We start from the raw sequence: 24,417 nt of genomic DNA on the forward strand, positions 1-24,417 counted from the left end.
GACTATTAATAAAGCAGTTTACCAGGATTAATCCGTAATAAATCGCGATAGCACACAAAAATAAGACCCTCAGACGTTCGCCTGAGGGGGAAATAATTACGCGAGTTTTTCCAGCATCAGGCCAGCACGTAAACCACAGGCCACATTAGGGTTAGGAAAGAGAACATATTCAACATCATGGGTAGCGATCACCCGTTCATCGCCATCCTGCGCCAGTAGCGTTCCTTCTTTGAACGGCGTGAAATTCAGCGTCTGGTTATCCATATAGAGAACAAACGCATCGCTGCGGCGTGTAATTTGCGCCACCACGCGATAGCGAACCGGCCTTATTCCCCCTTCCATCGGCTTTTCTCCCGCCAGCAACGTCGCCAGCGCCTGCGCGGTAGGGGTAAATTGCGTCAGATCGTTGTGCCCAAACGGCAGCGCTTTGCCCAGTTCCAGCGTGCAGGACAACGCGCCAAAATGCTCACAGCTAAAATGCGTAAAGGTGCCGCCCGGCGTTTGATGAAAAACCAGCGCCTCCAGCCCTGCCGCCCCCAGCCATGACAGAAAGTGTTCATCCCAGGGGATAGGCCGTTGCGGCAAAACGCCAAACCGAACGTGGCGGGAGCCGCGAATCGCAGTATGCAGATCGAGATGCCAGCGTATCCACATTTTGCGGCGGGAATAAAAATCCTCCAGCAGTTGTTCCAGCTCGCGGGCGCGCAGCGTTTCCCCGCTCTCCTCGAACATCTGCCAGCGCCCGCCGAACATACGGTTCATATCGCTATGGCAATAGCGTACCCCCTCGGCCAGCGCCGGAGGATTCCCCAGAATCACCAGCAATCGCCAGCGCAGGGGGATTTTCCCTTCAAACAGCGCCGAAAGGAGTGCGTCCAGCATTTCCACAGGCGCCGTTTCATTGCCGTGGATGCCCGCAGAGAGCACCAGAGCGCGGTCAACCTCAACGGCAGGCGTAAGTTCAAGCACACCAGGCATCTGCCAGCGCCAGTGAAAGCTCTCCGTTTCCCCTTGCGTAATATCGGGGGATATTCCTGCCAGCGTCTGCGCCAAAAAGTTATCCATTCCCTGCACCCTCCTGCTGGAAGGGATACACCGACCCCAGGTTAAGCAGTTGCGTCAGCGTATCAAGCGCCTCCCGCCCTTCACGCAGCAATTGCGGATCGGCCAGATCGGCGGCGGTGAGGCGGTCGCGATAATAACGATCCACCCAGTCATTGAGCGTGCTGAACAGGGTATCGTTCATCATCACCGCCGGATTCACCGCCCGCAGCTCATCCTCGGTCAATACCACACGCAAGCGTAAACAGGCCGGGCCGCCGCCGTTCGCCATACTTTCGCGCAGGTCGAACACGCGCAGATCGCTGATGGGGTTATCAGCCGCCAGCAACGCGTTCAGATACCGCCACACACCGGCATGTTCCCGGCACTCCTGCGGCAGAACCAGCGCCATAGAGCCGTCATCGCGGCTTAAAAGCTGACTATTAAACAGGTACGTGGCGACGGCATCCTGCACGGAAACCTCCCGGGCAGGCACCTCAAGCGGCATAAATCCCGCCACGCGCGACCGGAGCTGGCGCATCAGCTCGCCCTGCTTTGCGAACGCCTGTTCATGGCAGAACAGCACCTGGCGGTTCGACACCGCAATCACATCGTTGTGGAATACGCCGAGATCGATAACGTCTGGGTTCTGCCGGGCAAAGATAACCTGATGCGGATTCACCTGGTTAAGACGCGCCACCGCTTCACTGGCCTCGCGGGTTTGCCGCGCCGGATAGCGCACCGGACGCGTGTCGACGCCCTCTTCACGCCCATAGACAAACAGCTGAATACCCGGCGCGCCATAATCACCGCCGAGCCGGTTATGGTTGGCAGCGCCTTCATCCCCCAGCAGCGCCACCTGCGGCAGCGCGTCGTGCACTGCGAAAAACTGCGCGTCGCGGAAGATGGCCCGCAACAAAGACGCCGTGGTCGGTGCCTCCAGCGCGCGGTGAAATTTGTTGTTCAGGTTCGCCACCGTCAGATGCACTTTGCCGTCAAGCGCGTCCGCTGAAGGACATACCGTCGCCGCATTCGCCACCCACATCGGCGAAGCGGAGCTGACGCTGGAGAGCCAGTGAGGTGCCTGGCGCGCCACTTTCTCCAGCACCTGCTCGTCCTGCCCGCTAAAACCTAGCTGACGAAGCACGGGAATAAACGGCCGCTCGTGCGGGGGGATGACCGCCTGAGGGAATCCCGCATCCGCCAGCGCTTTCATCTTGAGTAAGCCCTGCTTCGCCGCCAGGCGGGGATTCGACACCTGAAAGCGGTGCTGTATCGACGCCTCATTACCAAAGGACAGCCCGGCATAGTGGTGGGTTAACCCCACCAGACCGTCAAAATTCACTTCATGCGCTTTCATACCGGTTCCTCGCGAGAGAAGTCCAGCCCCGGACTGAGCGAATCGGGCAGTACAAGCGTCGGCGATTCCAGGCTCGCCATCGGCCAAGCGCAATAATCTGCTGCATACCAGGCGCTGGGGCGATGGTTCCCCGACGCGCCAACGCCACCAAACGGCGCCGTGCTGGCCGCTCCGGTCAGCGGTTTGTTCCAGTTAACAATACCCGCACGCGCCTCCAGCAGTAGCTGGTCGAACTGCTTACGATCGGGAGACACCAGCCCGCACGACAAACCGAAGCGGGTGTTATTCGCCATACGAATGGCTTCATCAAAGCGCTCATAGCGCCAGACGCTCAATAACGGGCCAAACACCTCGTCATCCGGGACCTGCTTCACGCCGGTCATTTCGATAATGCCCGGCGTTAACAAGGACGTTCCCGCTTTCAGCATACGTGGGGCCAGCAGCGTTCGTCCGCCCATCGCCTCAAGACGCTGCCAGGCCTCATACACATGACGCGCAGCCGGTTCGGAAATCAGCCCGCCGATGAACGGCTGCGGTTCATCATCCCACTCACCCGGCGTTAAACGCTGACTCACCTCCAGCAGGCGCGCCAGAAACGCGTCGCCCTGTTCCCCGCGTTTCACCAGCAAACGGCGGGCGCAGGTGCAGCGCTGTCCGGCGGTGACAAACGCCGACTGAATCGTGAGGTGTACCGCCGCATCAATGTCCTCTGGGTTCTCAATAATGAGCGGGTTATTCCCTCCCATTTCCAGCGCCAGGATTTTTTCCGGTTGCCCGGATAACTGACGGTGCAACTGATACCCCGTATTCGCGCTGCCGGTAAAGAGCAGGCCGTCAAGCGCGTCCAGCGCGCTGAGCGCCTGTCCCGTTTCGCGCCCTCCTTGCACCAGGTTGAGTACGCCAGGCGGCAACCCCGCCTGTTGCCACAGTTTCATCACCGCTTCGCCAGTCCACGGCGTTAGCTCGCTCGGTTTAAAAATCAGGGTATTTCCGGCCAGCAGCGCCGGAACGATATGGCCGTTGGGTAAATGGCCGGGGAAATTGTACGGGCCAAACACCGCCAGCACGCCATGCGGACGATGGCGCAATGTCGCCGCCCCGTCCGGCAATTCGCTTTGTTGTTCTCCCGTCCGGGCATGGTATGCCTTCACCGAGATAGCGATTTTATTGATCATCGCCGTCACTTCCGTCGCCGCTTCCCAGCGAGGCTTCCCGGTTTCTCGCGCAATAATTGCCGTCAACTCCGCTTTATGAACCTCCAGCAAGGCGGCAAATTTTTCCACGATGGCCTGCCGCGCGGCGAAAGGCAGCCTGGCCCAGGCCGGAAACGCTGCACGCGCCGCACGCCCTGCCTCAGCGACCTGTGTCGCATCCGCGTCGCTGCCCTGCCAGAGCACTTCGCCATTCACCGGATTCGTTTTGACCCGGCGCTCCCCCTGACCAGTTACCCAGTCGCCATTTATCCATAAAGTCATGCGGTTTTCTCCTCAGCGCAAAGACGTACCAGACGAACGCGATCTCCCGCGTGGCATTTGAGCGCATCAAGTTGCGCCGCAGTCAGCACCAGACGTTGCGTATCCGGGTCGGTACGAATCAGCATGGCGCGAAAGTGATGATAATTTTCATTGGCGACCAGACACGCCGGAAACTCGCCCGGCGCGGGCTGGCCTTCCACCACGTCCAGCAGGCGGCTTTTACGGATTGCCCGAACCCGATCAATGTCGCACTCCAGCGTCGGGCCGCCGTCGAAAATGTCGATATAGTTGCGGTAGCGGAAACCTTCTTTCTCCAGTACCGTTCTGGCCGGCGCCGTTTGCGGATGTACTTCGCCAATCACCGCCTGGGCTTCTTCCGATAAGAAATGGGTGTAAATAGGGTGCTTCGGCATCAGTTCAGCAATAAACGCCTTCTGTCCGGTGCCGCATAAATAGTCTGCCCGGCTGAATTCCATGGAAAAAAAGCGTTCTCCCAGGCTTTCCCAGAACGGCGAGTAGCCGTGTTCGTCGATCACGCCGCGCATTTCCGCCACAACCTTTTCATTAAATTTGTCGCGAAACGCCGCCATAAACATAAAGCGTGATTTAGAGAGCAAATAGCCGTTGCCCTCTTTACGCCAGTCGGGATCGAGGAACAGCGTGCACAGTTCGCTGCTCCCGGTGTGATCGTTACTGAGAAACAGCGTCGGCAGCGCGTTATAGACATTCAGCTCTTTAGAAGCATGCACCAGCGTGCCAACGCGATAGTTGTACCAGGGATCGTTCAACCCCACGGCCACCTCAATCGCACAAATTCCCGCAACGCTTCCCGTATCGCTGTCCTCCAGCACGAACACGTAACCCTGTTCGCTTTTCGGCAGTTCGCCACGCCACGTTTTTAGCGCGCGCTCAATACGCGACGTCAGCGTCGCTTCATCTGCTGGCAGAGAGGTCAGGCCGCCGCCGGTTTTACTGGCAAGCTGCATCAACGCACTGACATCACGTCGTTCGACGGGGCGGATCACCATCATGACGAACCTCCTGCTTTGATGCGTTCACAGGCCAGCGCAAAGCGATCCAGCCCGGTTGCCACTTCCTCTTTGCTGACGTTTAACGCAGGTGCGAAACGCACCACGTTAGCGCCCGCAATCAACACCATCACTCCGGCTTTTGCGGCTTCCTGTGAAATAAGTTTAGCTTTTCCGGCAAACTCAGCCTCCAGAACGCAGCCAATAAGCAGCCCCAGTCCACGAATTTCACTGAACAATCCGAAGCGTTCATTTATGGCGTTCAGGCGTTCGACAAACCAGTCATGGCGTTGCTTAACGCCGTTCAGCATTTCCGGCGTATTGACGATTTCCAGCAGCTTTCCCGCCACCGCAGAAGCCAGCGGGTTGCCGCCGTAGGTGGTTCCGTGAGTGCCTACCGTCATCACGCTGGCGCATTTTTCAGTGGCCAACAGCGCCCCGATGGGGAAACCGCCGCCCAGCGCTTTCGCAGTGGTAAGCAGATCGGGGGTGACGCCATAATGCATGTAGGCATACAGCTCGCCGGTACGCCCAACCCCCGTCTGTACTTCATCAAAAATCAGCAAGGCATTGTGTCGGTCGCACAATTCGCGCAACCCCTGTAAGAATGCTTTCGTGGCCGGAAGCACGCCCCCTTCGCCCTGCATGGGCTCCACGATCACCGCGCATGTCGTGTCATCAATCAGTTCGCTGGCCGCGTTGAGATCGTTATACACGGCATGGCGGATATCCGGCGGCAGCGGAGCGAAATCCTGTGAATACGCAGGCTGCCCGCCTGCGCTGACGGTAAACAGCGTGCGGCCATGAAAGGCATTTTTGAATGCCACAATCCCGCTTTTATGCGTGCCAAAACGATCGTGCGCATACTTACGCGCCAGTTTCAGCGCCGCTTCGTTGGCCTCCGCGCCGGAGTTACAGAAGAAGACGCGTTCAGCAAAGGTGGCGTCAATCAGCATCTTCGCCAGTCGCAGCACCGGCTCGTTGGTGTAGCCATTTCCGGTATGCCAGAATTTGCTTGCCTGCTCATTCAGCGCCTCGCGTAAAGCCGGGTGCGCATGGCCGAGCGCATTCACCGCAATTCCCCCGGCGAAGTCGATATACTCTTTCCCCTGCTGATCCCACAGGCGTGAGCCTTCTCCACGAACCGGAATAAAAGGTGCCGGGGCATAGACCGGCATCATCCATTCATCAAAATTTTCACGCGTAATTGACAGAGACATAGCGACCTCTTCCGGTAAATAAAAAGTTATTTATATGTTAATAAAATGAGTGTTTGCGCTGTAAATGTAGATTGCACTGTTCGTGCCAGCCAGAGGAAAAAATGCATAAACCGGTTTTGGAAACGAAAAATCAACGGGTTACAACCCGCCGGCATTCACTATTGCTGCATAAAAAGTGAATATATTTGCGAAGAAAAGAACAAATAAGAGGAAAAATCGAAATATTATTCAGTCGCCAAATATAATTCTGGAATTGTGATCGTAGACGAAATTTATCAGAAATTATTGCATCGTTATGACGCACTCCGCCCTGAAACAGTGCAGTTTTTGCTCCATCGTTAAGGCCATTGGCAGTTATCGTTTGATTCGCGCGACAAGTGGCAGTCAGCCCGTCTAATTTCTGCTACCATCCTTGCACTATTCACCTTGCAAAGTGGCAGCGACTATGAAATTTGTCTCTTTTAATATCAACGGCCTGCGCGCCCGTCCTCATCAACTGTCAGCCATTGTCGACAAGCACCAGCCTGACGTGATCGGCTTGCAGGAGACAAAAGTTCACGACGATATGTTCCCTCTCGAAGAGGTAGCAAAGCTCGGCTATAACGTCTTCTATCACGGACAGAAAGGCCATTACGGCGTCGCGCTACTGACCAAAGAGACGCCTGTTTCTGTGCGCCGTGGTTTTCCCGACGACGGCGAAGAGGCGCAGCGCCGTATCATCATGGCGGAGATCCCGTCACCGCTGGGCAGTATCACCGTCATTAACGGCTATTTCCCGCAGGGCGAAAGCCGTGACCACCCGCTGAAATTTCCGGCAAAAGCGCAGTTTTATCAGAACCTGCAAAACTACCTGGACAACGAACTGAAACGCGACAATCCGGTGCTGATCATGGGGGATATGAATATCAGCCCAACCGATCTGGATATCGGCATTGGCGAAGAGAACCGCAAACGCTGGCTGCGTACCGGTAAGTGCTCTTTCCTGCCGGAAGAGCGCGAGTGGATGGATCGCCTGATAAACTGGGGGCTGGTGGATACCTTTCGTCACGCGCACCCGGAAACGGTCGATAAATTTTCATGGTTTGATTACCGCTCAAAAGGTTTCGACGACAACCGGGGGCTGCGCATCGACCTGCTGCTGGCGAGCAATCCGCTGGCCGAACACTGCGTTGAAACCGGCATTGACTATGAAATCCGCAGCATGGAAAAACCGTCCGACCATGCGCCCGTCTGGGCAAAATTCCGGGTCTGATAAACGCAGGTGAACGCGAAAAAACGACTGCTCTCAGGTTTTTTAATCATCTGTATCGCCGGGGTGGTGTGGGCTTTGCCTCCCGGTTTTCTCTCCCTTGATACCCTGAAACGCTATCACACGATGCTGGCGGCCTGGCAGCAACAGTCGCCATTCCTGAGCGCCGGTCTCTATTTTCTGGTCTATACGCTGGTGGCGGCCTTATCGATTCCCGGCGCTGCGCTGCTGACGCTGCTCGGCGGCGCGCTATTCGGACTCTGGCAAGGAACGCTGCTGGTCTCCTTCGCGTCAACCCTCGGCGCTACGCTCGCCATGCTGGCCAGCCGCTACCTGCTGCGGGAGTGGATCTCCCGCCGGTTCGCACGCCAGATGCAAACCGTAAATCATGGTATGGCGCGCGACGGCGCCTTTTATCTGTTTGCGCTGCGCGTAATGCCGCTGTTCCCCTTTGTTCTTGTTAATTTACTCGCCGGGTTGACGTCAATCCGCGTACGTCAATACTGGTGGATCAGTCAGGCGGGCATGTTTCCGGCAACGGTGATTTATCTCAACGCCGGACGCCAGCTCAGCCAGTTGACATCAATACGCGACATCATTTCCCCCGGTATGCTGGCGGCCTTTGCCCTGCTGGGGCTGTTACCACTGGCCTCCCGTTGGCTGGTTAAGCGTTTTTTACGATCCTAATTTCAGGAGCGATCATGCGTCGTACTCTATTACTGGCGGGTCTGCTGTTGACGGGCCATGTGCAAGCCGTCGAAAACTGGCAGGCGGTGAAAGATGAAGCCAAAGGCCAGACCGTCTGGTTTAACGCCTGGGGCGGCGACAATGCCGTTAATCAGTATCTCGACTGGGTCAGCGGCGAGATGAAAACGCATTACGCCATTAACCTCAGGATTGTCCGGCTTGCGGATGCCGCCGATGCCGTGAAACGCATTCAGACTGAGTCCGCCGCCGGGCGTAAAACCGATGGTTCCGTCGATCTGCTGTGGGTAAATGGCGAGAACTTCCGCACGCTGAAAGAAGCCGGACTGCTGCAAACTCACTGGGCGGAAACGCTGCCAAACTGGCGCTATGTCGATACGCGCAAACCGGTACGCGAGGATTTTTCCATGCCGACGCAAGGGGCGGAGTCACCCTGGGGCGGCGCGCAGTTAACCTTCATTGCTAACCGGGATATTACGCCGCAGCCGCCGCAAAGCCCGCAGGCGCTACTCGCTTTTGCGAAAGCCCATCCCGGTACTGTCACCTACCCACGGCCGCCGGATTTTACCGGGACGGCGTTCCTGGAACAGCTGTTACTGGCGTTAACCCCTCAACCGGATGCGCTCAAGGTCGCGCCGGATGACGCGACGTTCAATTCCGTCACCGCGCCGCTATGGGCATATCTTGATGCGCTGCATCCCAGCCTGTGGCGGAAGGGAAAAGACTTCCCTCCCTCTCCCGCCCGGATGGACGCGCTGCTGCAAGCCGGTTCGCTGCGCCTGTCTCTGACGTTTAATCCCGCTCATGCGCAGCAAAAGATCGCCAGCGGCGAACTGCCCAAAACCAGCTACAGTTTCGGTTTTTCACAAGGCATGATTGGCAACGTGCATTTTGTCACGATCCCGGCGAACGCCCGCGCCAGCGCAGGCGCAAAGGTGGTTGCCAATTTCCTGCTTTCCCCCGACGCGCAGTTGCGCAAAGCCGATCCGGCGTTCTGGGGCGATCCTTCCGTGCTTGACCCGCATAAGCTGCCCGCCGGGCAGCGGGAAGCGTTACGGTCGCGCATTCCTGACGGGTTGCCGCCTACGCTGGCGGAACCGCATTCCGCATGGGTGAACGCGCTGGAACAGGCATGGCTACGCCGCTACGGTACGCAGTAACCCTGCTGGTCTGGGGCGTGATGGCGGTCATCTGGTTGCCGCTGGTTCCTGCCGCATTCACGCTTATCACGCCCGCGTTCTCCGCTACGCACTGGCTGGCGCTGTTTAGCGATCCACAGCTTCCGCAGGCGCTGCGGGCAACGCTGGTCTCCGTCACCCTGGCGGCAACCGGCGCGCTGGCTATTGCGCTGACGATCGTCGTCGCGTTGTGGCCTGGCGCAAAATGGGCGCGTCTTTGCGCCCGCCTCCCCTGGCTACTGGCCATTCCTCATGTGGCCTTTGCCGCCAGCGCCCTGCTGCTTTTTGCCGAAGGCGGGATGCTTTATCGCCTTTTCCCCTCGCTCACGCCGCAGATGGATCGCTATGGCATCGGGCTTGGGCTCACGCTGGCCGTCAAAGAGAGCGCCTTTCTGCTCTGGGTCCTGTCGGCATTATTAAGTGAAAAACAGCTTTCGCAGCAGGTCATCGTGCTGGATACCCTGGGCTACAGCCGTCTGCAATGCCTGAGCTGGCTGCTGTTACCCGCCGTTGCGCCTGGATTAGGCGCGGTAATGCTGGCGATTGTCGCCTGGTCATTATCGGCAGTGGATGTCGCGATGATTCTGGGGCCGGGCAATCCACCTACGCTGGCTGTGTTAAGCTGGCAATGGCTGAGCCAGGGCGACGCCGACCAACAGGCCAAAGGCGCGCTCGCCAGTTTACTGCTCGTGGCGTTGCTTATGCTGTTTGCCCTGTTCGGCTATCTCATCTGGCGGGGATGGCAACGCACCCTTCCTGCCATCAACGGTCTTCGCCGCCAGCGCTTATCAGGCAGAAGCGGAAAAACGTTGGCGCTAACGCTGCCGTTAAGCGGCATGCTGTGCGTGGCGCTGCTGGCCTGTATGGCTGAACCTGCGTCGGTGAACCGCGAAGCGCTGATGAACAGCCTGCAAATGGGGCTGGCGTCCGCCGTGCTGGGGTTGATGACGCTGTTCTTATGGCTGGAATGGGGGCCGCAAACCGGGCACCGCTGGGTCTGGCTGCCAATATTGCTGCCTGCGCTGCCGTTGGTCACCGGGCAATACACTCTGGCGCTGCTCGCCGGGCAAGACGGCCAGTACGCTACCGTTATCTGGGGGCACCTGCTGTGGGTTATCCCGTGGATGTTATTCGTCCTCAAACCCGCCTGGCGGCGCATTGACCCACGGCTGGTGCTGATCGCGCAAACGCTGGGCTGGACGCGGGTTCGTATCTTCTGGCGCATCAAGTGCCCACTTTTACTGCGCCCCGCATTGTTTGCCTTCGCGGTCGGTTTTTCCGTCAGCATCGCCCAATACATGCCGACACTCTGGCTGGGCGCCGGACGCTACCCTACGCTCACCACAGAAGCCGTGGCGCTCAGCAGCGGCGGCAGTACCACAATTCTTGCGTCGCAGGCGCTATGGCAACTGCTGTTACCCCTGCTGGTTTTCGCGCTGACGGCGCTATGTTCACGCGTCATTGGCCACTATCGTCAAGGACTCCGCTAATGCTCATCGTTCAACATCTCACGCTGCGCCAGGGCAATCACCGCTTATTGAATCAGGTCGCCTTTCAGGTCAAAAAAGGTGACATTGTCACGTTAATGGGGCCTTCCGGTAGCGGAAAGTCTTCGCTGTTTTCGTGGATGGTCGGCGCACTGCCGTCTCAGTTTCAGGCCTCCGGCGAGCTTTGGCTCAACGAACGACGCATCGATACGCTCCCCACCGCGCAACGTCAAATCGGTATTTTGTTTCAGGATGCCCTGCTGTTTGACCATTTCAGCGTCGGGCAGAACTTACTGCTGGCGCTGCCTGCCGCGATAAAAGGGGCGGCCAGACAAACGGAAGTGCGGCATGCTCTTGAGCGCGCCGGGCTGGACGGGTTCAGCCGCCGCGATCCGGCGTCATTGTCCGGCGGCCAGCGCGCCAGGGTGGCCCTGCTTCGCGCGCTGCTGGCGCAACCGCAGGCATTACTGCTGGATGAGCCGTTCAGCCGACTGGACGCCGGGCGCCGCGACGCCTTCCGCCGGTGGGTCTTTGCCGAAGTACGGCAACAAAACATTCCGGTGGTACAGGTGACGCACGATATCCAGGATGTCCCTCCCGGCGGCACGGTGCTCCAGATGGAGGCGTGGGCGTGAATATGCCGACAAACTGCGTTAACGCAAAGTTTTTCCCTGCCAGCCAGCAGAGAATGGCGCCCTCTTATTTTAACGTCGGGCTATTCGATGAAACGTGTTTCTCAAATGACCGCGCTGGCACTGGCTTCAGGACTCGCCTGCGCTTCCTCCTGGGCTGCTGATATGGCGCAGTCGCTTACCTTCAGCCAGCTACAGCAAAAACAGGGCGCCGCAATTGATACGCGCCAGAGCGCTTTTTACAACGGCTGGCCGCAAACCCTTAATGGCCCTTCCGGTCACGAACCTTCCGCACTGAATCTGTCAGCCTCCTGGCTCGATAAAATGAGCGACGAGCAGCTCGCCGCCTGGCTGCAACTGCATCAGCTCAGGAAAGACGCCCCGCTGGCGCTGTATGGCAATGACAGTGGCGTACAGGCGGTGAAATCACGTTTACAGAAGGCAGGCTTCAGCCAGATTGCTACGCTGAGCGATGCGCTGACCGATCCTTCCCGACTGCAAAAGCTCCCTCACTTCGAGCAATTAGCATACCCACAGTGGTTGCATGCCCTTCAACAAAACCAGCCGGTTACGGCTAAACCGGCGGGAGACTGGAAGGTGATTGAAGCAGGCTGGGGCGCGCCGAAATATTATCTGCTCAGCCACATTCCCGGCGCCGGATACATCGACACCAATGAGGTGGAAAGCGAACCGCTGTGGAATAAAGTCTCTGACGCGCAGTTGAAAGCGATGCTGGCGAAACACGGTATTCGCCATGACACGACGGTTATTCTGTATGGCCGCGACGTATACGCTGCGGCGCGCGTTGCGCAGATTATGCTCTATGCGGGCGTGAAGGACGTTCGTCTGCTCGACGGCGGTTGGCAAACCTGGTCCGATGCGGGTCTGCCGGTTGAACGCGGCATGCCGACTGACGTGAAGCCGGAACCCGACTTTGGCGTGGCGATCCCGGCGCAGCCGCAGTTAATGCTGGATATGGAACAGGCCCGCGCCCTGCTGCACCGTCAGGACGCATCGCTGGTCAGCATCCGTTCCTGGCCGGAATTTATCGGCACCACCAGCGGATACAGCTATATCAAACCAAAAGGCGAAATTGCCGGCGCGCGCTGGGGACATGCGGGCAGCGACTCCACGCATATGGAGGATTTCCATAACCCGGACGGCACCATGCGCAGCGCAGAGGATATCGCCGCCATGTGGAAGCAGTGGGATATCCTGCCGGATCAGCACGTTGCCTTCTATTGCGGCACCGGCTGGCGCGCCTCCGAAACGTTTATGTACGCGCGGGCGATGGGCTGGAAAAACGTCGCCGTGTATGACGGCGGTTGGTACGAATGGAGCAGCGATCCGAAAAATCCGGTGTCCACCGGCGAGCGCGACCCGGACAGCAGTAAGTAGACATAATGCGCCTGATGGCGCTGCGCTTATCAGGCCTACGGGAAAGCGTCGTGCCATACTGATGCCTGATGGCGCTGCGCTTATCAGGCCTACGGGAAAGCGCCGTGCCATACTGATGCCTGATGGCGCTACGCTTATCAGGCCTACAGAGAGGCTCTTTTTCCAGGCCGGATAACCTTCAGCGTCAGGTATCCACTCCAGACCCTTGTCAGGGTGGTCATCCAGCACAACGCGCCAAATACCCACGCCAGAACGGGAAAATAACGCGGAAACAGGCAGCTCAGAACAAAAAGCAATATTGTCTCGGTGCCTTCGGTCAACCCGCCCAGATAGTAAAACGATTTGTGCGCATAGCCCGGATTATCAATCTGATGCTTCGCCGCCAGCGCCGCAAACGCCAGAAAACTACTGCCCGTACCGATAAACGCAAACAGCAGCCAGCCCCCTGCCAGCGCGTTTTGTTCCGGTGCGGCCAGAATAAAGCCAAACGGAACCAGCGCGTAAAACAGAAAGTCGAGGGTGATATCAAGAAATCCCCCCGCATCGGTTAACCCTCTGCGCCGCGCCAGCGCGCCATCCAGCCCGTCGAACAGGCGATTCAGCACAATGGCCGCCAGCGCGGCCAGATACCAGCCCAGCGCCAGAAACGGCAGCGCCAGCACGCCAATGGCAAATCCAAACAGCGTCAGGCCGTCCGGGGTGATCGCCGGTTTATCGAGATACGCGGCACAGCGGTGCAGGAGCGGTTTAACCCGTGGGTGCAGATGCCGATCAAACATGTGGCGCCCCTTTCAATGCGTCACACAGCCCTTGCGAAGGAATATCCAGCGCAGCATTAAAACGCGCCGACAGGTTCTGAAAGGCGATCAGCGCCGTCATTTCGGTAATCGCGTCGTCAGTAAAATAGCGTTTCATCATCGCCTTGAGCGCCTCATCAACCTGCGGCGGCGTGGCGGTCACGGCCTCGGCATAAGCCAGTGCGACACGCTCCTCCTCGCTGAATAGCGTGGACGATTGCCACCCGGCAACGGCCTGTACTTTATCCAGCGCCCCACACCGTTCGGCCAGACGTAAACTGTTGGCATCCACACAGAAGGCGCAATGGCACACCTGCGAAACGCGCGTCATCAACAACGCGCGCATCACCGGCGTTAACCGCGCGCGCTTACGTTCCAGAAACCCGACAAACAGCGCCACCAGCCAGAACAGAAACGGCATTCGCCCCCACCAGCGCGTGGGGTGCAGAACGTCGCCGTAATGTTTTTTCTGCGTAGCGACGAGAGGTTTCAGACTGGAAGGGATATGGGTCAATGGGCTAACCCAGGGTTGTGGATCGTTCAACGCTTGCTCCTGAAGACTTTAGGTCACGCAAAGATAAGGATAGTATGTCACTTTCCGTTGTTGAACCTTGATGAATATGATGAAAACCATTGATGTCGTCGCCGCAATCATTGAGCGTGACGACAAAATATTGCTGGCTCAACGCCCGGAACATGCCGATCAGCCGGGTATGTGGGAGTTTGCCGGAGGCAAAGTGGAGTCCAGTGAGACGCAGCCTCAGGCGTTGATTCGCGAACTGCGTGAAGAGTTGGGTATTGAGGCGGTTGTCGGGCGCTATATCGCCAGCCATCAGCGCGAAGTCTCTGGCCGGCTGATCCATCTGCACGCCTGGCACGTCCCGGCGTTTACCGGCGCCGTCACCGCGCACTATCACCAGAACATGATCTGGTGTTCGCCAAAAGAGGCGCTGCGTTACCCGCTTGCGCCTGCGGACATTCCGCTGTTAGAGGCGTTTATGGCTTTACGCGACGCCAGACCAACGGATTCGTACTGAGCGTTTTTTCGTCGCGCTGGCATTGCAGCAGCACGCCTTCGGCTTTAATCACCGCCCCTTCCGAATAGTTTTGATCCTGGTAGACGCAGCACTGATTGCAGGGCTGCGCACGCTGCCCGCTGGAGCTGAACACTTCGGGCGGGACGTTAACCTCCACATCCGGGCGATAATGCTGATTCGCCAGCGCGGCAAAAGAGACCATCGCCGCTGCTGCCGCGATAAATAAACGATGCATAGCGTTTCCTTGTTATGAAGCCTACCTTCAGTATAACGGTCGTAAGCAACTGAAACTTTAGCCACGCCATCCATCGCTTTTTATTATGACGCGCGCGCCGTTATTAATTTCCCTGGCACGCCATTTTTTTTTCTTGCTTACCGTCACACTGCTGGTGGTATAGTCAAAAACTGCATAAACACGAAACACAACATTATAAATATAACCATATCAATACATAAGAGGTTCTTATATCTATGGATCAGACATGTTCTCTGGAGTCGTTTCTAAACCATGTTCAACAGCGTGACCCCAATCAGACCGAGTTCGCGCAGGCCGTTCGTGAAGTAATGACCACGCTGTGGCCTTTCCTTGAGCAAAATCCTCGTTATCGTCAGATGTCATTGCTGGAACGTTTGGTTGAGCCAGAACGCGTGATCCAGTTCCGAGTGGTGTGGGTGGACGATCGTAATCAGGTGCAGGTTAACCGTGCCTGGCGCGTACAGTTTAATTCCGCCATCGGCCCGTATAAGGGTGGGATGCGTTTTCATCCTTCCGTTAACCTCTCGATCCTGAAATTCCTCGGCTTCGAGCAGACGTTTAAAAATGCGCTGACCACGCTGCCGATGGGCGGCGGTAAAGGCGGCAGCGATTTCGATCCTAAAGGCAAGAGCGAAGGCGAAGTGATGCGTTTCTGTCAGGCGCTGATGACAGAGCTCTATCGCCATTTAGGGCCAGACACTGACGTACCTGCTGGCGATATCGGCGTGGGCGGACGTGAAGTGGGCTTTATGGCCGGTATGATGCGTAAGCTCTCCAACAACAGCGCCTGCGTGTTCACCGGGAAAGGCCTCTCGTTTGGCGGTAGCCTGATTCGCCCGGAAGCCACCGGTTATGGCCTGGTGTACTTTACCGAAGCGATGCTCAAACGCCACGGTCTGGGTTTTGAGGGTATGCGTGTGGCGGTGTCCGGTTCCGGCAACGTGGCGCAGTACGCTATCGAGAAAGCAATGGCGTTCGGCGCTCGTGTGGTGACGGCTTCGGACTCCAGCGGCACCGTCGTGGATGAGAGCGGCTTCACCGAAGAAAAACTGGCGCGCCTGTGCGAAATCAAAGCCAGCCGTGACGGGCGCGTGGCGGATTACGCCCGCGAGTTCGGCCTGCCCTATATGGAAGGCAAACAGCCGTGGTCAGTGCCAGTTGATATCGCCCTGCCGTGCGCAACGCAGAACGAACTCGACGTGGACGCCGCGCGCGTGCTGATCGCCAACGGCGTGAAAGCAGTGGCGGAAGGCGCCAATATGCCAACCACCATTGAAGCCACCGATCTGTTCCTCGAAGCTGGCGTGCTGTTCGCGCCAGGTAAAGCGGCCAACGCAGGCGGTGTGGCGACTTCCGGTCTGGAGATGGCGCAGAACGCCGCGCGAATGAGCTGGAAAGCCGAGAAAGTGGATGCGCGTCTGCACCACATCATGCTGGATATTCATCATGCCTGCGTGGAATACGGCGGCGAAAACAAACATACCAACTATGTTCGCGGGGCGAACATCGCAGGCTTCGTCAAAGTGGCCGACGCGATGCTGGCGCAGGGTGTGATTTAATTTTCCGTGGCATGCAGGCCTGATAAGCGCAGCGCCATCAGGCATTGCCGGATGGCGGCGCAAGTGCCTTATCAGGCCTGTGCGTTATACGCTCGCCTCTTCTGATGGCGGGCTTTTTTTCGCCGCTCGCTTACGGGGCGCGCTCTTTTTCTTCTCGCCGCCACCGCCTGGCGCGACAATGCCCCGAAACTGACGTACCGGCGTGCGTTTAGCCTGATCGATCAACTGAAAAAGCGTGCCGACCAGCGGCTGCATAAAATCCTGATAGCGGCACTGCTTTTCACTGATTTGCGTCAGGACAGACTCCCAGTGCGCCGTCATATCCGGTCGGGCAGCCATCTCCGGTAACGAGTGAATCAGGGCCTTCCCGGCATCCGTTGAATGAATGTAACGCCCTTTCTTGGTCAGGAATCCGCGCCTGAACAGCAGTTCGATAATGCCCGCGCGCGTCGCTTCGGTTCCCAGCCCGTCGGTCGCTCGCAGGATCTTTTTCAGATCTTTATCCTGCACGAAACGGGCAATCCCGGTCATGGCGGACAGCAGCGTAGCATCGGTAAAATGGCGTGGCGGCTGGGTCTGACGCTCAACGACCTCGCCCTTTTCGCACAGCAGTTCGTCGTCTTTCGCCACCACCGGTAACGGCGTACCGTCGTTCTCTTCGTCACGCTCTTTATTGCCCAACAGCGTTCGCCATCCGGCCTCCGCCAGAAAACGCGCTTTGGCGACGAATTTCCCCTTCGCAATCTCCAGTTCAATGACGCATTTGCGAAATACCGCGTCCGGGCAGAATTGCATCAGGTACTGGCGTGCGATCAGGTTGTACACCTTCGCTTCATTGTCGCTGAGGGAAATTGATGAACTGCGCGCAGTCGGGATGATCGCGTGGTGAGCGTCGACTTTTTTATCATCCCAGCAGCGGTTTCGCGTGTCCGGGTCAACCACCGGCTGCGGCAACAAATCCGCAGCATGCACGCCAATGGCGTTCATCACCGCATGGCGTCCGGCAAAATGCTCTTCCGGCAGATAGCGGCAGTCGGAACGCGGATAGGTAATTAATTTGTGGGTTTCGTACAACTTCTGGCAGATATCAAGCACGTTCTGCGCGCTCAGGCCAAAGCGTTTCGCCGCTTCAATCTGCAACGCCGACAGCGAAAACGGCAGCGGGGCAGATTCTGATTCCCGTTTATCGTTATAGCTGGTGACGATCGCGGGCTGACCGTTAATACGATTCACCACATGCTCCGCCAGCGGACGATGCAGCAAACGCCCCTCTTCATCCTGATACGGTTCGCACGCTTCACTGGGTTGCCAGATGGCGGTAAACCGCTCCTCAGCTGGCGTGACGATATGCGCTTTCACTTCAAAGAAATCTTTGGCGACGAAGTTCTCGATCTCTTCATCGCGGCGAACCACCAGCCCGAGAACCGGTGTCTGAACACGCCCTACCGAGAGCACGCCCTGGTAACCCGCGTTGCGCCCGAGAAGGGTATACGCGCGGGTCATGTTAATGCCGTACAGCCAGTCGGCGCGCGCACGCGCCAGCGCGGAGACGCACAGCGGCACAAATTCGCTGTTGGCGCGCAGCCGGGAAATCGCACGCTCCACCGCCTGCGGGTTAAGATCGTTGATCAGGCAACGCTGCACCTGCTGGCGTTTTTCCGGGGACAGTTGCAGATAATCCAGCACCTCGTCCACCAGCAGCTGCCCTTCGCGATCCGGGTCTCCCGCGTGAATCACTTCGCTTGCGTCATGTAAAAAGCGCTTAATGACATTGAGCTGCTTCATCACGGAAGGACGCGGCTGGAGCTGCCACTTTTCCGGCACAATCGGCAGATCGGCCAGATTCCAGCGCGCATAACGACCGTCATACGCGTCCGGCTGCGCCTGTTCAAGCAGATGGCCGATGCACCAGGTGACCACCTGTCCATTCCCGCATTCGATAAAACCGTCGCCTTTGCGGTGCGGCTTTGGCAGCACATCCGCAATGGCGCGGCCCAGACTCGGCTTTTCGGCAATAAACAACCGCATCGAATTAACGGATCTCTACCATGGCGCGACCGCCACGGGCGTCAACCAGTTCACCAATCGCCGTCAGTTCAATACCAAACTCCGCCGCGGTGACTTTCACTTCCTCTACCGCTTCCGGCGTCACCGCAAGCAGCAGACCGCCAGACGTTTGCGGATCGCACAGCAGGTCACGCACCTCGCGCGGCATGTCGCCCATCAGATGGCCGTAGCTGGCGAAATTACGCTCCGTCCCCCCCGGCACTGCGCCAAGTTTAATGTACTCTTCGACGCCCGGCAGTTTTGGAATGTCCTGATAGCAGATCCGCGCCTGCACGCCTGCGCCCTGGCACATTTCGCTAAGGTGCCCCAGCAGACCAAAACCGGTCACGTCGGTCATTGCTTTCACGCCGTCGATATGGGCAAACGACGCCCCCGCAATGTTCATCCGGCACATCACTTCTGTCGCCAGCCCCTGATGTTCCGGCTTGAGCAGTGATTTTTTCTCGGCGGTGGTCAACACGCCAATGCCCAGCGGCTTGGTGAGGAACAGTTTGCATCCGGCCTGCGCGGTGCTGTTTTTCTTCACGCGCTCGGTCGGCACCACGCCGGTGACAGCCAGACCGAAAATGGGCTCAGGCGCGTCGATAGAGTGCCCGCCCGCCAGCGCAATACCCGCCTGACGACAAGCAAAACGCCCGCCTTCGGTGACTTCCCGGGCAATTTCCGGCGACAGTTTGTTGATAGGCCAGCCCAGAATGGCGATCGCCATAATCGGTTTGCCGCCCATCGCGAAGATATCGCTGATGGCGTTGGTCGCCGCAATACGGCCAAAATCGAACGGATTATCGACAATCGGCATAAAGAAGTCGGTGGTGCTGATGATACTGGTGCCATTACCCAGGTCGTATACCGCCGCGTCATCGCGGGTTTCATTGCCCACAAGCAGGTTCGGGTCGACAAACTTCGCCTGCTCGCTGTGCAGGATGGTTTCCAACACTTTAGGGGAAATTTTACAACCGCAACCGGCTCCGTGGCTGTATTGCGTTAAACGAATAGCGTGCTCGCTCATGGACATCTCCTGTCATTGCAATCGGGCTATGGTAGCGCTCATTCCATGACGTGGTAAGAGAGAGTGTCTGAATTCCGGCGTCTTTGCTCATAATCCAGACAGTTTTGCCGAATAATCGGCAGGCGCTCATCGAAAAAGCCGCCTGCCGGGGCCATGACGCTTAGAAATACGTCACGAAAGGCGTCGGGTCCGGTACGCTGATGGTCGTTGACGCTTTCAGCTGCGGCGTGCCCAGATAGAGGAAGCCCACAATTTTATCCTGTGCGCGACAGTCGAACGCCTCGCGAACCACCGGGCTTTCGGTTAACGCCCCGCTGCGCCAGATGCCGTTGAAGCCTTGCGCAATCGCCGCCATCTGCATCGCCATAACCGCACATCCTGCTGACATCTCCTGCTCCCACAGCGGCACTTTGTGGTTCTCCTCGCATTTCGCCACCACCGTGATGATCAGCGGCGCGCGAAATGGCGCGGTGCGCGCTTTCTCTATCGCTTTCTCATCGCCTTCCGCCGCAATGGCGCCCTGCTCCAGAACAGCACTGAAGCGCTCACGCCCCTCACCTTCAATCACAAAAAAACACCAGGGTTGCAGGGATTTGTGATCGGGTACGCGCATGCCCGCGCGCAGAATATTTTGTAACTGTTCACCCGCAGGCGCGGGTTCGGCCAGACGAGAGGCGCTACGACGGTTTACAAGTAATTCGAGTGCGTCCATTTGGTTAACTCCAGCAATGATATTTATTCACAAAATTAACACGAGAGGGGATTTAGTTACAGCACAGGCAGTGATTCCTGCTGACAAGTGCCTGCCTGGTCATTACGATACCCACATCTTATACGCTTTCTCTCTGAGTATGACGGAGATAGCGGAATGTTAATCTGGTAGGGAGAATACATGCGAACCCTGTGGCGATTTATTGCCGGATTTTTTAAGTGGACATGGCGACTGCTGAATTTCGTCCGGGAACTGGTGCTCAACCTGTTCTTCATCTTTCTGGTTCTGGTGGGCGTCGGTATCTGGATGCAGCTTAGCGATGGCAATACCAGCCAACAAACTGCACGCGGCGCGCTGCTGTTGGATATTTCCGGCGTGATCGTCGATAAACCGTCCAGCACCAACCGCCTGGGCGTCATTGGCCGACAGCTGTTTGGCGCCAGCTCTGACCGCCTGCAAGAAAACTCACTGTTTGATATCGTCAACACCATTCGTCAGGCGAAAGACGATCGCAATATCACCGGCATCGTGATGGATCTGAAAAACTTCGCGGGCGCCGATCAGCCTTCCATGCAGTACATCGGGAAAGCGCTGCGCGAATTTCGCGATAGCGGCAAGCCGGTCTTTGCCGTAGGCGACAGCTACAGTCAGGGGCAATATTACCTGGCGAGCTTCGCCAATAAAATCTGGCTTTCTCCGCAGGGTACGGTCGATCTGCACGGCTTCGCAACCAACGGCCTGTATTACAAATCCTTGCTGGATAAGCTGAAAGTCTCCACGCACGTCTTCCGCGTCGGCACTTATAAATCCGCCGTGGAACCGTTTATCCGCGATGATATGTCGCCTGCCGCGCGCGAAGCGGACAGCCGCTGGATTGGCGAGCTGTGGCAAAACTACCTGAACATCGTTGCGGCGAACCGTCAGATCCCCGCGCAGCAGGTCTTCCCTGGCGCGCAGGCTATGCTCGACGGGCTGAGCAAAGTGGATGGCGATACCGCGAAATACGCGCTCGCCAACAAACTGGTGGATGCGCTGGCGTCTAACGCCGAAGTGGAAAAAGCGCTGACCAAACAGTTTGGCTGGAGCAAAGCAGAAAACAACTATCGGGCCATCAGCTATTACGATTATTCGCTGAAAACGCCTGCCGATACCGGCGACGGTATCGGCGTCGTGTTCGCCAATGGCGCGATTATGGACGGTGAAGAAACACCGGGCAACGTCGGCGGCGACACGACAGCGTCGCAAATCCGCGATGCGCGCCTGGACCCGAAAGTGAAAGCGATTGTGCTGCGCGTAAACAGCCCCGGCGGCAGCGTCAGCGCCTCTGAAGTCATTCGCGCCGAACTGGCCGCTGCGAAAGCCGCAGGCAAGCCGGTTGTGGTGTCGATGGGCGGAATGGCGGCATCCGGCGGTTACTGGATCTCCACCCCGGCAAGCTACATTGTGGCGAACCCGAGCACCCTGACAGGCTCAATCGGCATCTTTGGCGTTATCAACACCGTTGAGAACAGCCTGGATTCGATCGGCGTGCATACCGATGGCGTCGCCACCTCGCCGCTGGCGGACGTTTCTGTCACCAAATCGCTGCCGCCTGAAGTGCAGCAGATGATGCAGCTCAGCATTGAGAATGGCTACAAACGCTTTATCACGCTGGTTGCCGATGCGCGTAAGAGCACCCCGGCGCAGATTGATAAAATCGCGCAGGGGCATGTCTGGACCGGCCAGGATGCAAAAGCGAATGGTCTGGTAGACAGTCTGGGTGACTTTGACGACGCCATCGCCAAAGCCGCAGAGCTGGCTAAACTGAAGCAATGGCATCTTGAGTATTATCAGGATGAACCGACATTCTTCGACAGAATCATGGACAGCATGTCCGGCTCCGTGCGCGCGATGCTGCCGGAAGCCATTCAGGCGATGCTCCCGGCGCCGCTGGCGACAGCCGCCAGCGCGGTAAAAGCAGAGAGTGATAAGCTGGCTGCCTTTAACGATCCACAAAACCGTTATGCGTTCTGCCTGACCTGCGCGAACGTGCGCTAAATTGCCATTGCCGGATGGCGATGCTATCGCGTCTTATCCGGCCTACGAGTTTCGCGTAATTTGTAGGCCGGATAAGGCGCAACCGCCTCCGGCAATATAAGAGACTTCACTTCGTAAGAACATTGCCATGCAGAAGAAATCGATTTACGTTGCCTATACCGGCGGTACGATTGGTATGCAGCGCTCGGAACAGGGTTACATTCCGGTATCAGGCCATCTCCAGCGCCAGCTGGCGCTGATGCCCGAATTTCACCGCCCGGAAATGCCGGACTTCACCATTCATGAATATGCCCCGCTGATGGACTCATCCGATATGACGCCGGAAGACTGGCAGCATATCGCAGAAGACATCAAAGCGCGTTACGCCGACTATGACGGCTTTGTCATCCTCCACGGCACTGACACGATGGCGTTTACCGCCTCGGCGCTCTCCTTCATGCTGGAGAATCTGGGTAAGCCGGTAATTGTGACAGGGTCACAAATTCCGCTGGCGGAGCTGCGCTCCGATGGGCAGATTAATCTGCTGAATGCCCTGTATGTCGCCGCGAATTACCCCATCAATGAAGTCACCCTCTTTTTCAATAACCGGCTGTTTCGCGGCAACCGCACGACAAAAGCGCATGCCGATGGCTTTGACGCGTTCGCCTCCCCCAACCTTCAGCCGCTGCTGGAAGCCGGAATTCATATCCGTCGCTTAGGTACGCCGCCCGCGCCGCACGGCGAAGGCGAGCTGATTGTTCACCCGATCACACCGCAGCCTATTGGCGTCGTCACCATTTATCCGGGAATTTCTGCCGAAGTGGTGCGTAACTTCCTGCGCCAGCCGGTAAAAGCGCTGATCCTGCGTTCTTACGGCGTCGGTAACGCGCCGCAGAACAAAGAGTTCCTCAAAGAACTGGAAGATGCGAGTTCACGCGGTATCGTGGTGGTTAACCTGACGCAATGCATGTCTGGCAAGGTGAATATGGGTGGGTATGCCACCGGCAACGCGCTGGCGCATGCGGGCGTGATCGGCGGCGCGGATATGACCGTTGAAGCAACGCTGACTAAGCTGCACTACTTATTAAGCCAGAATCTGGATACACAGACCATTCGTACCGCGATGACGCAAAATCTGCGCGGTGAACTGACGCCAGACGAATAAGGAGCTTTTCATGACGACCCGGGCCTTACTACTGGTTGATTTGCAGAATGATTTTTGTGCCGGCGGCGCACTGGCCGTCCCTGAAGGTGACAGCACCGTGGACGTAGCAAACCGTCTTATCGCCTGGTGTAAAGCGCGCGGCGACGCGGTGATCGCCAGCCAGGACTGGCATCCTGCCGGACACGGCAGTTTCGCCAGCCAGCATCAGGCGCAACCCTACAGCCAGGGACAACTGGACGGTTTAGCGCAAACCTTCTGGCCCGATCACTGCGTACAAAATAGCGACGGCGCGGCCCTGCATCCCCTGCTCAGGCAGAACGCCATCGACGCGGTTTTCCATAAAGGCGAGAATCCGCAGGTGGACAGCTACAGCGCCTTTTTTGATAACGGACGCCGCCAGAAAACCGCCCTGGACGCCTGGCTTCGCGAGAACGGCGTACAGACGCTGATCGTGATGGGGCTGGCGACCGATTACTGCGTGAAGTTTACCGTGCTGGATGCGCTGCAACTGGGTTATACGGTGAATGTGATTACCGATGGCTGTCGCGGCGTGAATATTCAGCCGCAGGACAGCGCGCACGCCTTTATGGAGATGGCGGCCGCTGGCGCCACGCTGTATACGCTGGTTGACTGGGAAGAAACGCAGGGTTAGGTGTTCTTACTGCCTGGCGCTTCGCTTATCAGGCCTACAAAGCGATGACCAGTAGGCCGAAGCGCCATCAGGCTACCAATAAAAAAGGCTACATTACAGTTTCAGCGTCGCAATCGATTTTGGCGCAATGCCAAAATCCTCTTTCAACTGCTGCTTACTTTTCATCACCATCTGACCGTTGGTATCAATGGTCATATGCTGCGCGTCGGTATTGTGCCGCACCTGCCAGAGCATCACCAGTTGCATGCTGTTCTCTTTTTGCTCCGGCGTCAGCGCAACGCCATCCGGCCATTTTCCCAGCTCAACGGCGGTAGATAAGCGCTGATAAACTTCCGGCGTCATGCTGTCGATCATCTCATCAAGATTCATGATAA

23 protein-coding genes are annotated in these 24,417 nt (G+C 57.6%); 11 read left to right on the forward strand and 12 right to left on the reverse strand.

The features are described 5' to 3' along the window. Nucleotides 1-96: 96 nt before the first annotated feature. Genes astE through astC form a run of 5 tightly spaced genes read right to left on the reverse strand, consistent with a single transcriptional unit; the run spans nucleotide 97 to nucleotide 6,124 of the window. On the reverse strand, nucleotides 97-1,065 hold the full coding sequence (astE, locus tag OGW17_RS10070; protein ID WP_114647413.1) for a succinylglutamate desuccinylase: 969 nt from the start codon (nucleotides 1,063-1,065) through the stop codon (nucleotides 97-99). Then, nucleotides 1,058-2,401 carry an N-succinylarginine dihydrolase gene (gene astB, locus OGW17_RS10075; RefSeq protein WP_049008585.1) on the reverse strand — a complete coding sequence of 448 codons (1,344 nt, stop codon included), beginning with the start codon at nucleotides 2,399-2,401 and terminating at the stop codon, nucleotides 1,058-1,060. The genes astE and astB overlap by 8 nt, the downstream gene beginning before the upstream one ends. Then, nucleotides 2,398-3,876 (reverse strand): succinylglutamate-semialdehyde dehydrogenase, encoded by a 1,479-nt coding sequence (gene astD / locus OGW17_RS10080; RefSeq protein WP_071258196.1) that lies wholly within the window; start codon nucleotides 3,874-3,876, stop codon nucleotides 2,398-2,400. Before astD ends, astB begins: the two co-directional genes overlap by 4 nt. Further along, nucleotides 3,873-4,907 (reverse strand): arginine N-succinyltransferase, encoded by a 1,035-nt coding sequence (astA, locus tag OGW17_RS10085; RefSeq protein ID WP_012132639.1) that lies wholly within the window; start codon nucleotides 4,905-4,907, stop codon nucleotides 3,873-3,875. The genes astD and astA overlap by 4 nt, the downstream gene beginning before the upstream one ends. Then, a complete protein-coding gene (gene astC, locus OGW17_RS10090) occupies nucleotides 4,904-6,124 on the reverse strand; it encodes a succinylornithine/acetylornithine transaminase (protein WP_071258197.1) in 1,221 nt (406 codons plus the stop codon). Before astC ends, astA begins: the two co-directional genes overlap by 4 nt. Nucleotides 6,125-6,569: 445 nt before the next feature. Between astC and xthA the strand changes: the two genes are divergently transcribed. The 6 genes from xthA to OGW17_RS10120 all read left to right on the forward strand — a co-directional run bounded on the left by xthA (nucleotide 6,570) and on the right by OGW17_RS10120 (nucleotide 12,773). Continuing rightward, complete coding sequence (gene xthA / locus OGW17_RS10095) at nucleotides 6,570-7,376, forward strand: exodeoxyribonuclease III (protein WP_012132643.1); 807 nt, start codon at nucleotides 6,570-6,572, stop codon at nucleotides 7,374-7,376. A 9-nt stretch (nucleotides 7,377-7,385) separates the two neighbouring features. Then, nucleotides 7,386-8,060 carry a TVP38/TMEM64 family protein gene (locus tag OGW17_RS10100; protein ID WP_012132644.1) on the forward strand — a complete coding sequence of 225 codons (675 nt, stop codon included), beginning with the start codon at nucleotides 7,386-7,388 and terminating at the stop codon, nucleotides 8,058-8,060. A 14-nt stretch (nucleotides 8,061-8,074) separates the two neighbouring features. Further along, nucleotides 8,075-9,238 (forward strand): ABC transporter substrate-binding protein, encoded by a 1,164-nt coding sequence (locus tag OGW17_RS10105; RefSeq protein ID WP_071258198.1) that lies wholly within the window; start codon nucleotides 8,075-8,077, stop codon nucleotides 9,236-9,238. Next, nucleotides 9,211-10,746: an ABC transporter permease family protein gene (locus OGW17_RS10110; protein WP_058669030.1), complete on the forward strand. Its 1,536-nt coding sequence runs from the start codon at nucleotides 9,211-9,213 to the stop codon at nucleotides 10,744-10,746. The genes OGW17_RS10105 and OGW17_RS10110 overlap by 28 nt, the downstream gene beginning before the upstream one ends. Continuing rightward, entirely contained in the window at nucleotides 10,746-11,378 is a 633-nt protein-coding gene (locus OGW17_RS10115; RefSeq protein WP_071258199.1) for an ATP-binding cassette domain-containing protein, read from the forward strand. Before OGW17_RS10110 ends, OGW17_RS10115 begins: the two co-directional genes overlap by 1 nt. 87 nt (nucleotides 11,379-11,465) lie before the next feature. Next, on the forward strand, nucleotides 11,466-12,773 hold the full coding sequence (locus tag OGW17_RS10120) for a rhodanese-like domain-containing protein (protein ID WP_071258200.1): 1,308 nt from the start codon (nucleotides 11,466-11,468) through the stop codon (nucleotides 12,771-12,773). Between the two features lie 143 nt (nucleotides 12,774-12,916). Here OGW17_RS10120 and OGW17_RS10125 read toward each other — a convergent pair whose 3' ends face one another. Both OGW17_RS10125 and OGW17_RS10130 read right to left on the reverse strand, forming a co-directional pair. Next, nucleotides 12,917-13,552: a CDP-alcohol phosphatidyltransferase family protein gene (locus OGW17_RS10125; protein ID WP_071258201.1), complete on the reverse strand. Its 636-nt coding sequence runs from the start codon at nucleotides 13,550-13,552 to the stop codon at nucleotides 12,917-12,919. Next, on the reverse strand, nucleotides 13,545-14,114 hold the full coding sequence (locus tag OGW17_RS10130; protein WP_024130391.1) for a carboxymuconolactone decarboxylase family protein: 570 nt from the start codon (nucleotides 14,112-14,114) through the stop codon (nucleotides 13,545-13,547). The genes OGW17_RS10125 and OGW17_RS10130 overlap by 8 nt, the downstream gene beginning before the upstream one ends. A 79-nt stretch (nucleotides 14,115-14,193) precedes the next feature. Here OGW17_RS10130 and OGW17_RS10135 point away from each other — a divergent pair, with 79 nt between their 5' ends. After that, entirely contained in the window at nucleotides 14,194-14,607 is a 414-nt protein-coding gene (locus OGW17_RS10135) for a pyrimidine (deoxy)nucleoside triphosphate diphosphatase (RefSeq protein ID WP_111925695.1), read from the forward strand. Here the strand turns inward: OGW17_RS10135 and OGW17_RS10140 are convergent. Next, the gene (locus OGW17_RS10140; RefSeq protein WP_172773950.1) at nucleotides 14,567-14,809 is read right to left on the reverse strand and encodes a YnjH family protein; all 243 of its coding nucleotides are present in this window, start codon (nucleotides 14,807-14,809) and stop codon (nucleotides 14,567-14,569) included. The two genes, OGW17_RS10135 and OGW17_RS10140, sit on opposite strands and share 41 nt — an antisense overlap. A gap of 269 nt (nucleotides 14,810-15,078) precedes the next feature. On the opposite strand from OGW17_RS10140, the gene gdhA reads away from it, so the two are divergent. Then, nucleotides 15,079-16,422 (forward strand): NADP-specific glutamate dehydrogenase, encoded by a 1,344-nt coding sequence (gene gdhA, locus OGW17_RS10145; protein WP_012132655.1) that lies wholly within the window; start codon nucleotides 15,079-15,081, stop codon nucleotides 16,420-16,422. Between the two features lie 84 nt (nucleotides 16,423-16,506). Here gdhA and topB read toward each other — a convergent pair whose 3' ends face one another. From topB to OGW17_RS10160, 3 genes are all read right to left on the reverse strand, one after another. Next, nucleotides 16,507-18,450 (reverse strand): DNA topoisomerase III, encoded by a 1,944-nt coding sequence (gene topB, locus OGW17_RS10150; RefSeq protein ID WP_071258202.1) that lies wholly within the window; start codon nucleotides 18,448-18,450, stop codon nucleotides 16,507-16,509. A gap of 4 nt (nucleotides 18,451-18,454) precedes the next feature. Beyond that, a complete protein-coding gene (gene selD / locus OGW17_RS10155; RefSeq protein WP_024130393.1) occupies nucleotides 18,455-19,498 on the reverse strand; it encodes a selenide, water dikinase SelD in 1,044 nt (347 codons plus the stop codon). A gap of 160 nt (nucleotides 19,499-19,658) precedes the next feature. Then, a complete protein-coding gene (locus OGW17_RS10160; protein WP_071258203.1) occupies nucleotides 19,659-20,210 on the reverse strand; it encodes an NAD(P)H nitroreductase in 552 nt (183 codons plus the stop codon). Nucleotides 20,211-20,390: 180 nt separating this feature from the next. On the opposite strand from OGW17_RS10160, the gene sppA reads away from it, so the two are divergent. From sppA to pncA, 3 genes are all read left to right on the forward strand, one after another. Beyond that, nucleotides 20,391-22,247 carry a signal peptide peptidase SppA gene (gene sppA, locus OGW17_RS10165; protein ID WP_071258204.1) on the forward strand — a complete coding sequence of 619 codons (1,857 nt, stop codon included), beginning with the start codon at nucleotides 20,391-20,393 and terminating at the stop codon, nucleotides 22,245-22,247. Nucleotides 22,248-22,374: 127 nt separating this feature from the next. Further along, a complete protein-coding gene (gene ansA / locus OGW17_RS10170) occupies nucleotides 22,375-23,391 on the forward strand; it encodes an asparaginase (RefSeq protein ID WP_071258205.1) in 1,017 nt (338 codons plus the stop codon). 10 nt (nucleotides 23,392-23,401) lie between these two features. Beyond that, complete coding sequence (gene pncA, locus OGW17_RS10175; protein ID WP_071258206.1) at nucleotides 23,402-24,043, forward strand: bifunctional nicotinamidase/pyrazinamidase; 642 nt, start codon at nucleotides 23,402-23,404, stop codon at nucleotides 24,041-24,043. 93 nt (nucleotides 24,044-24,136) lie between these two features. Here the strand turns inward: pncA and OGW17_RS10180 are convergent, their stop codons facing one another. Further along, nucleotides 24,137-24,412, reverse strand: coding sequence for a YeaC family protein (locus OGW17_RS10180; RefSeq protein ID WP_071258207.1), 276 nt, complete (start codon nucleotides 24,410-24,412; stop codon nucleotides 24,137-24,139). Between the last annotated feature and the right edge of the window lie 5 nt (nucleotides 24,413-24,417).

The organism is Citrobacter sp. CK181 (assembly GCF_030333595.1).
GTDB classification, from domain to species: domain Bacteria; phylum Pseudomonadota; class Gammaproteobacteria; order Enterobacterales; family Enterobacteriaceae; genus Citrobacter_B; species Citrobacter_B koseri.

Coding starts and splice junctions, on each gene's coding strand:
- xthA (WP_012132643.1), top strand. CDS start 6,570: ATGAAATTTGTCTCTTTTAATATCAACGGCCTGCGCGCCCGTCCTCAT.
- topB (WP_071258202.1), bottom strand. CDS start 18,450: ATGCGGTTGTTTATTGCCGAAAAGCCGAGTCTGGGCCGCGCCATTGCG.
- OGW17_RS10180 (WP_071258207.1), bottom strand. CDS start 24,412: ATGAATCTTGATGAGATGATCGACAGCATGACGCCGGAAGTTTATCAG.
- astE (WP_114647413.1), bottom strand. CDS start 1,065: ATGGATAACTTTTTGGCGCAGACGCTGGCAGGAATATCCCCCGATATT.
- OGW17_RS10105 (WP_071258198.1), top strand. CDS start 8,075: ATGCGTCGTACTCTATTACTGGCGGGTCTGCTGTTGACGGGCCATGTG.
- astB (WP_049008585.1), bottom strand. CDS start 2,401: ATGAAAGCGCATGAAGTGAATTTTGACGGTCTGGTGGGGTTAACCCAC.
- OGW17_RS10110 (WP_058669030.1), top strand. CDS start 9,211: ATGGCTACGCCGCTACGGTACGCAGTAACCCTGCTGGTCTGGGGCGTG.
- astC (WP_071258197.1), bottom strand. CDS start 6,124: ATGTCTCTGTCAATTACGCGTGAAAATTTTGATGAATGGATGATGCCG.
- astD (WP_071258196.1), bottom strand. CDS start 3,876: ATGACTTTATGGATAAATGGCGACTGGGTAACTGGTCAGGGGGAGCGC.
- gdhA (WP_012132655.1), top strand. CDS start 15,079: ATGGATCAGACATGTTCTCTGGAGTCGTTTCTAAACCATGTTCAACAG.
- OGW17_RS10140 (WP_172773950.1), bottom strand. CDS start 14,809: ATGGTCTCTTTTGCCGCGCTGGCGAATCAGCATTATCGCCCGGATGTG.
- OGW17_RS10120 (WP_071258200.1), top strand. CDS start 11,466: ATGAAACGTGTTTCTCAAATGACCGCGCTGGCACTGGCTTCAGGACTC.
- OGW17_RS10160 (WP_071258203.1), bottom strand. CDS start 20,210: ATGGACGCACTCGAATTACTTGTAAACCGTCGTAGCGCCTCTCGTCTG.
- astA (WP_012132639.1), bottom strand. CDS start 4,907: ATGATGGTGATCCGCCCCGTCGAACGACGTGATGTCAGTGCGTTGATG.
- selD (WP_024130393.1), bottom strand. CDS start 19,498: ATGAGCGAGCACGCTATTCGTTTAACGCAATACAGCCACGGAGCCGGT.
- pncA (WP_071258206.1), top strand. CDS start 23,402: ATGACGACCCGGGCCTTACTACTGGTTGATTTGCAGAATGATTTTTGT.
- OGW17_RS10125 (WP_071258201.1), bottom strand. CDS start 13,552: ATGTTTGATCGGCATCTGCACCCACGGGTTAAACCGCTCCTGCACCGC.
- ansA (WP_071258205.1), top strand. CDS start 22,375: ATGCAGAAGAAATCGATTTACGTTGCCTATACCGGCGGTACGATTGGT.
- OGW17_RS10135 (WP_111925695.1), top strand. CDS start 14,194: ATGAAAACCATTGATGTCGTCGCCGCAATCATTGAGCGTGACGACAAA.
- OGW17_RS10115 (WP_071258199.1), top strand. CDS start 10,746: ATGCTCATCGTTCAACATCTCACGCTGCGCCAGGGCAATCACCGCTTA.
- sppA (WP_071258204.1), top strand. CDS start 20,391: ATGCGAACCCTGTGGCGATTTATTGCCGGATTTTTTAAGTGGACATGG.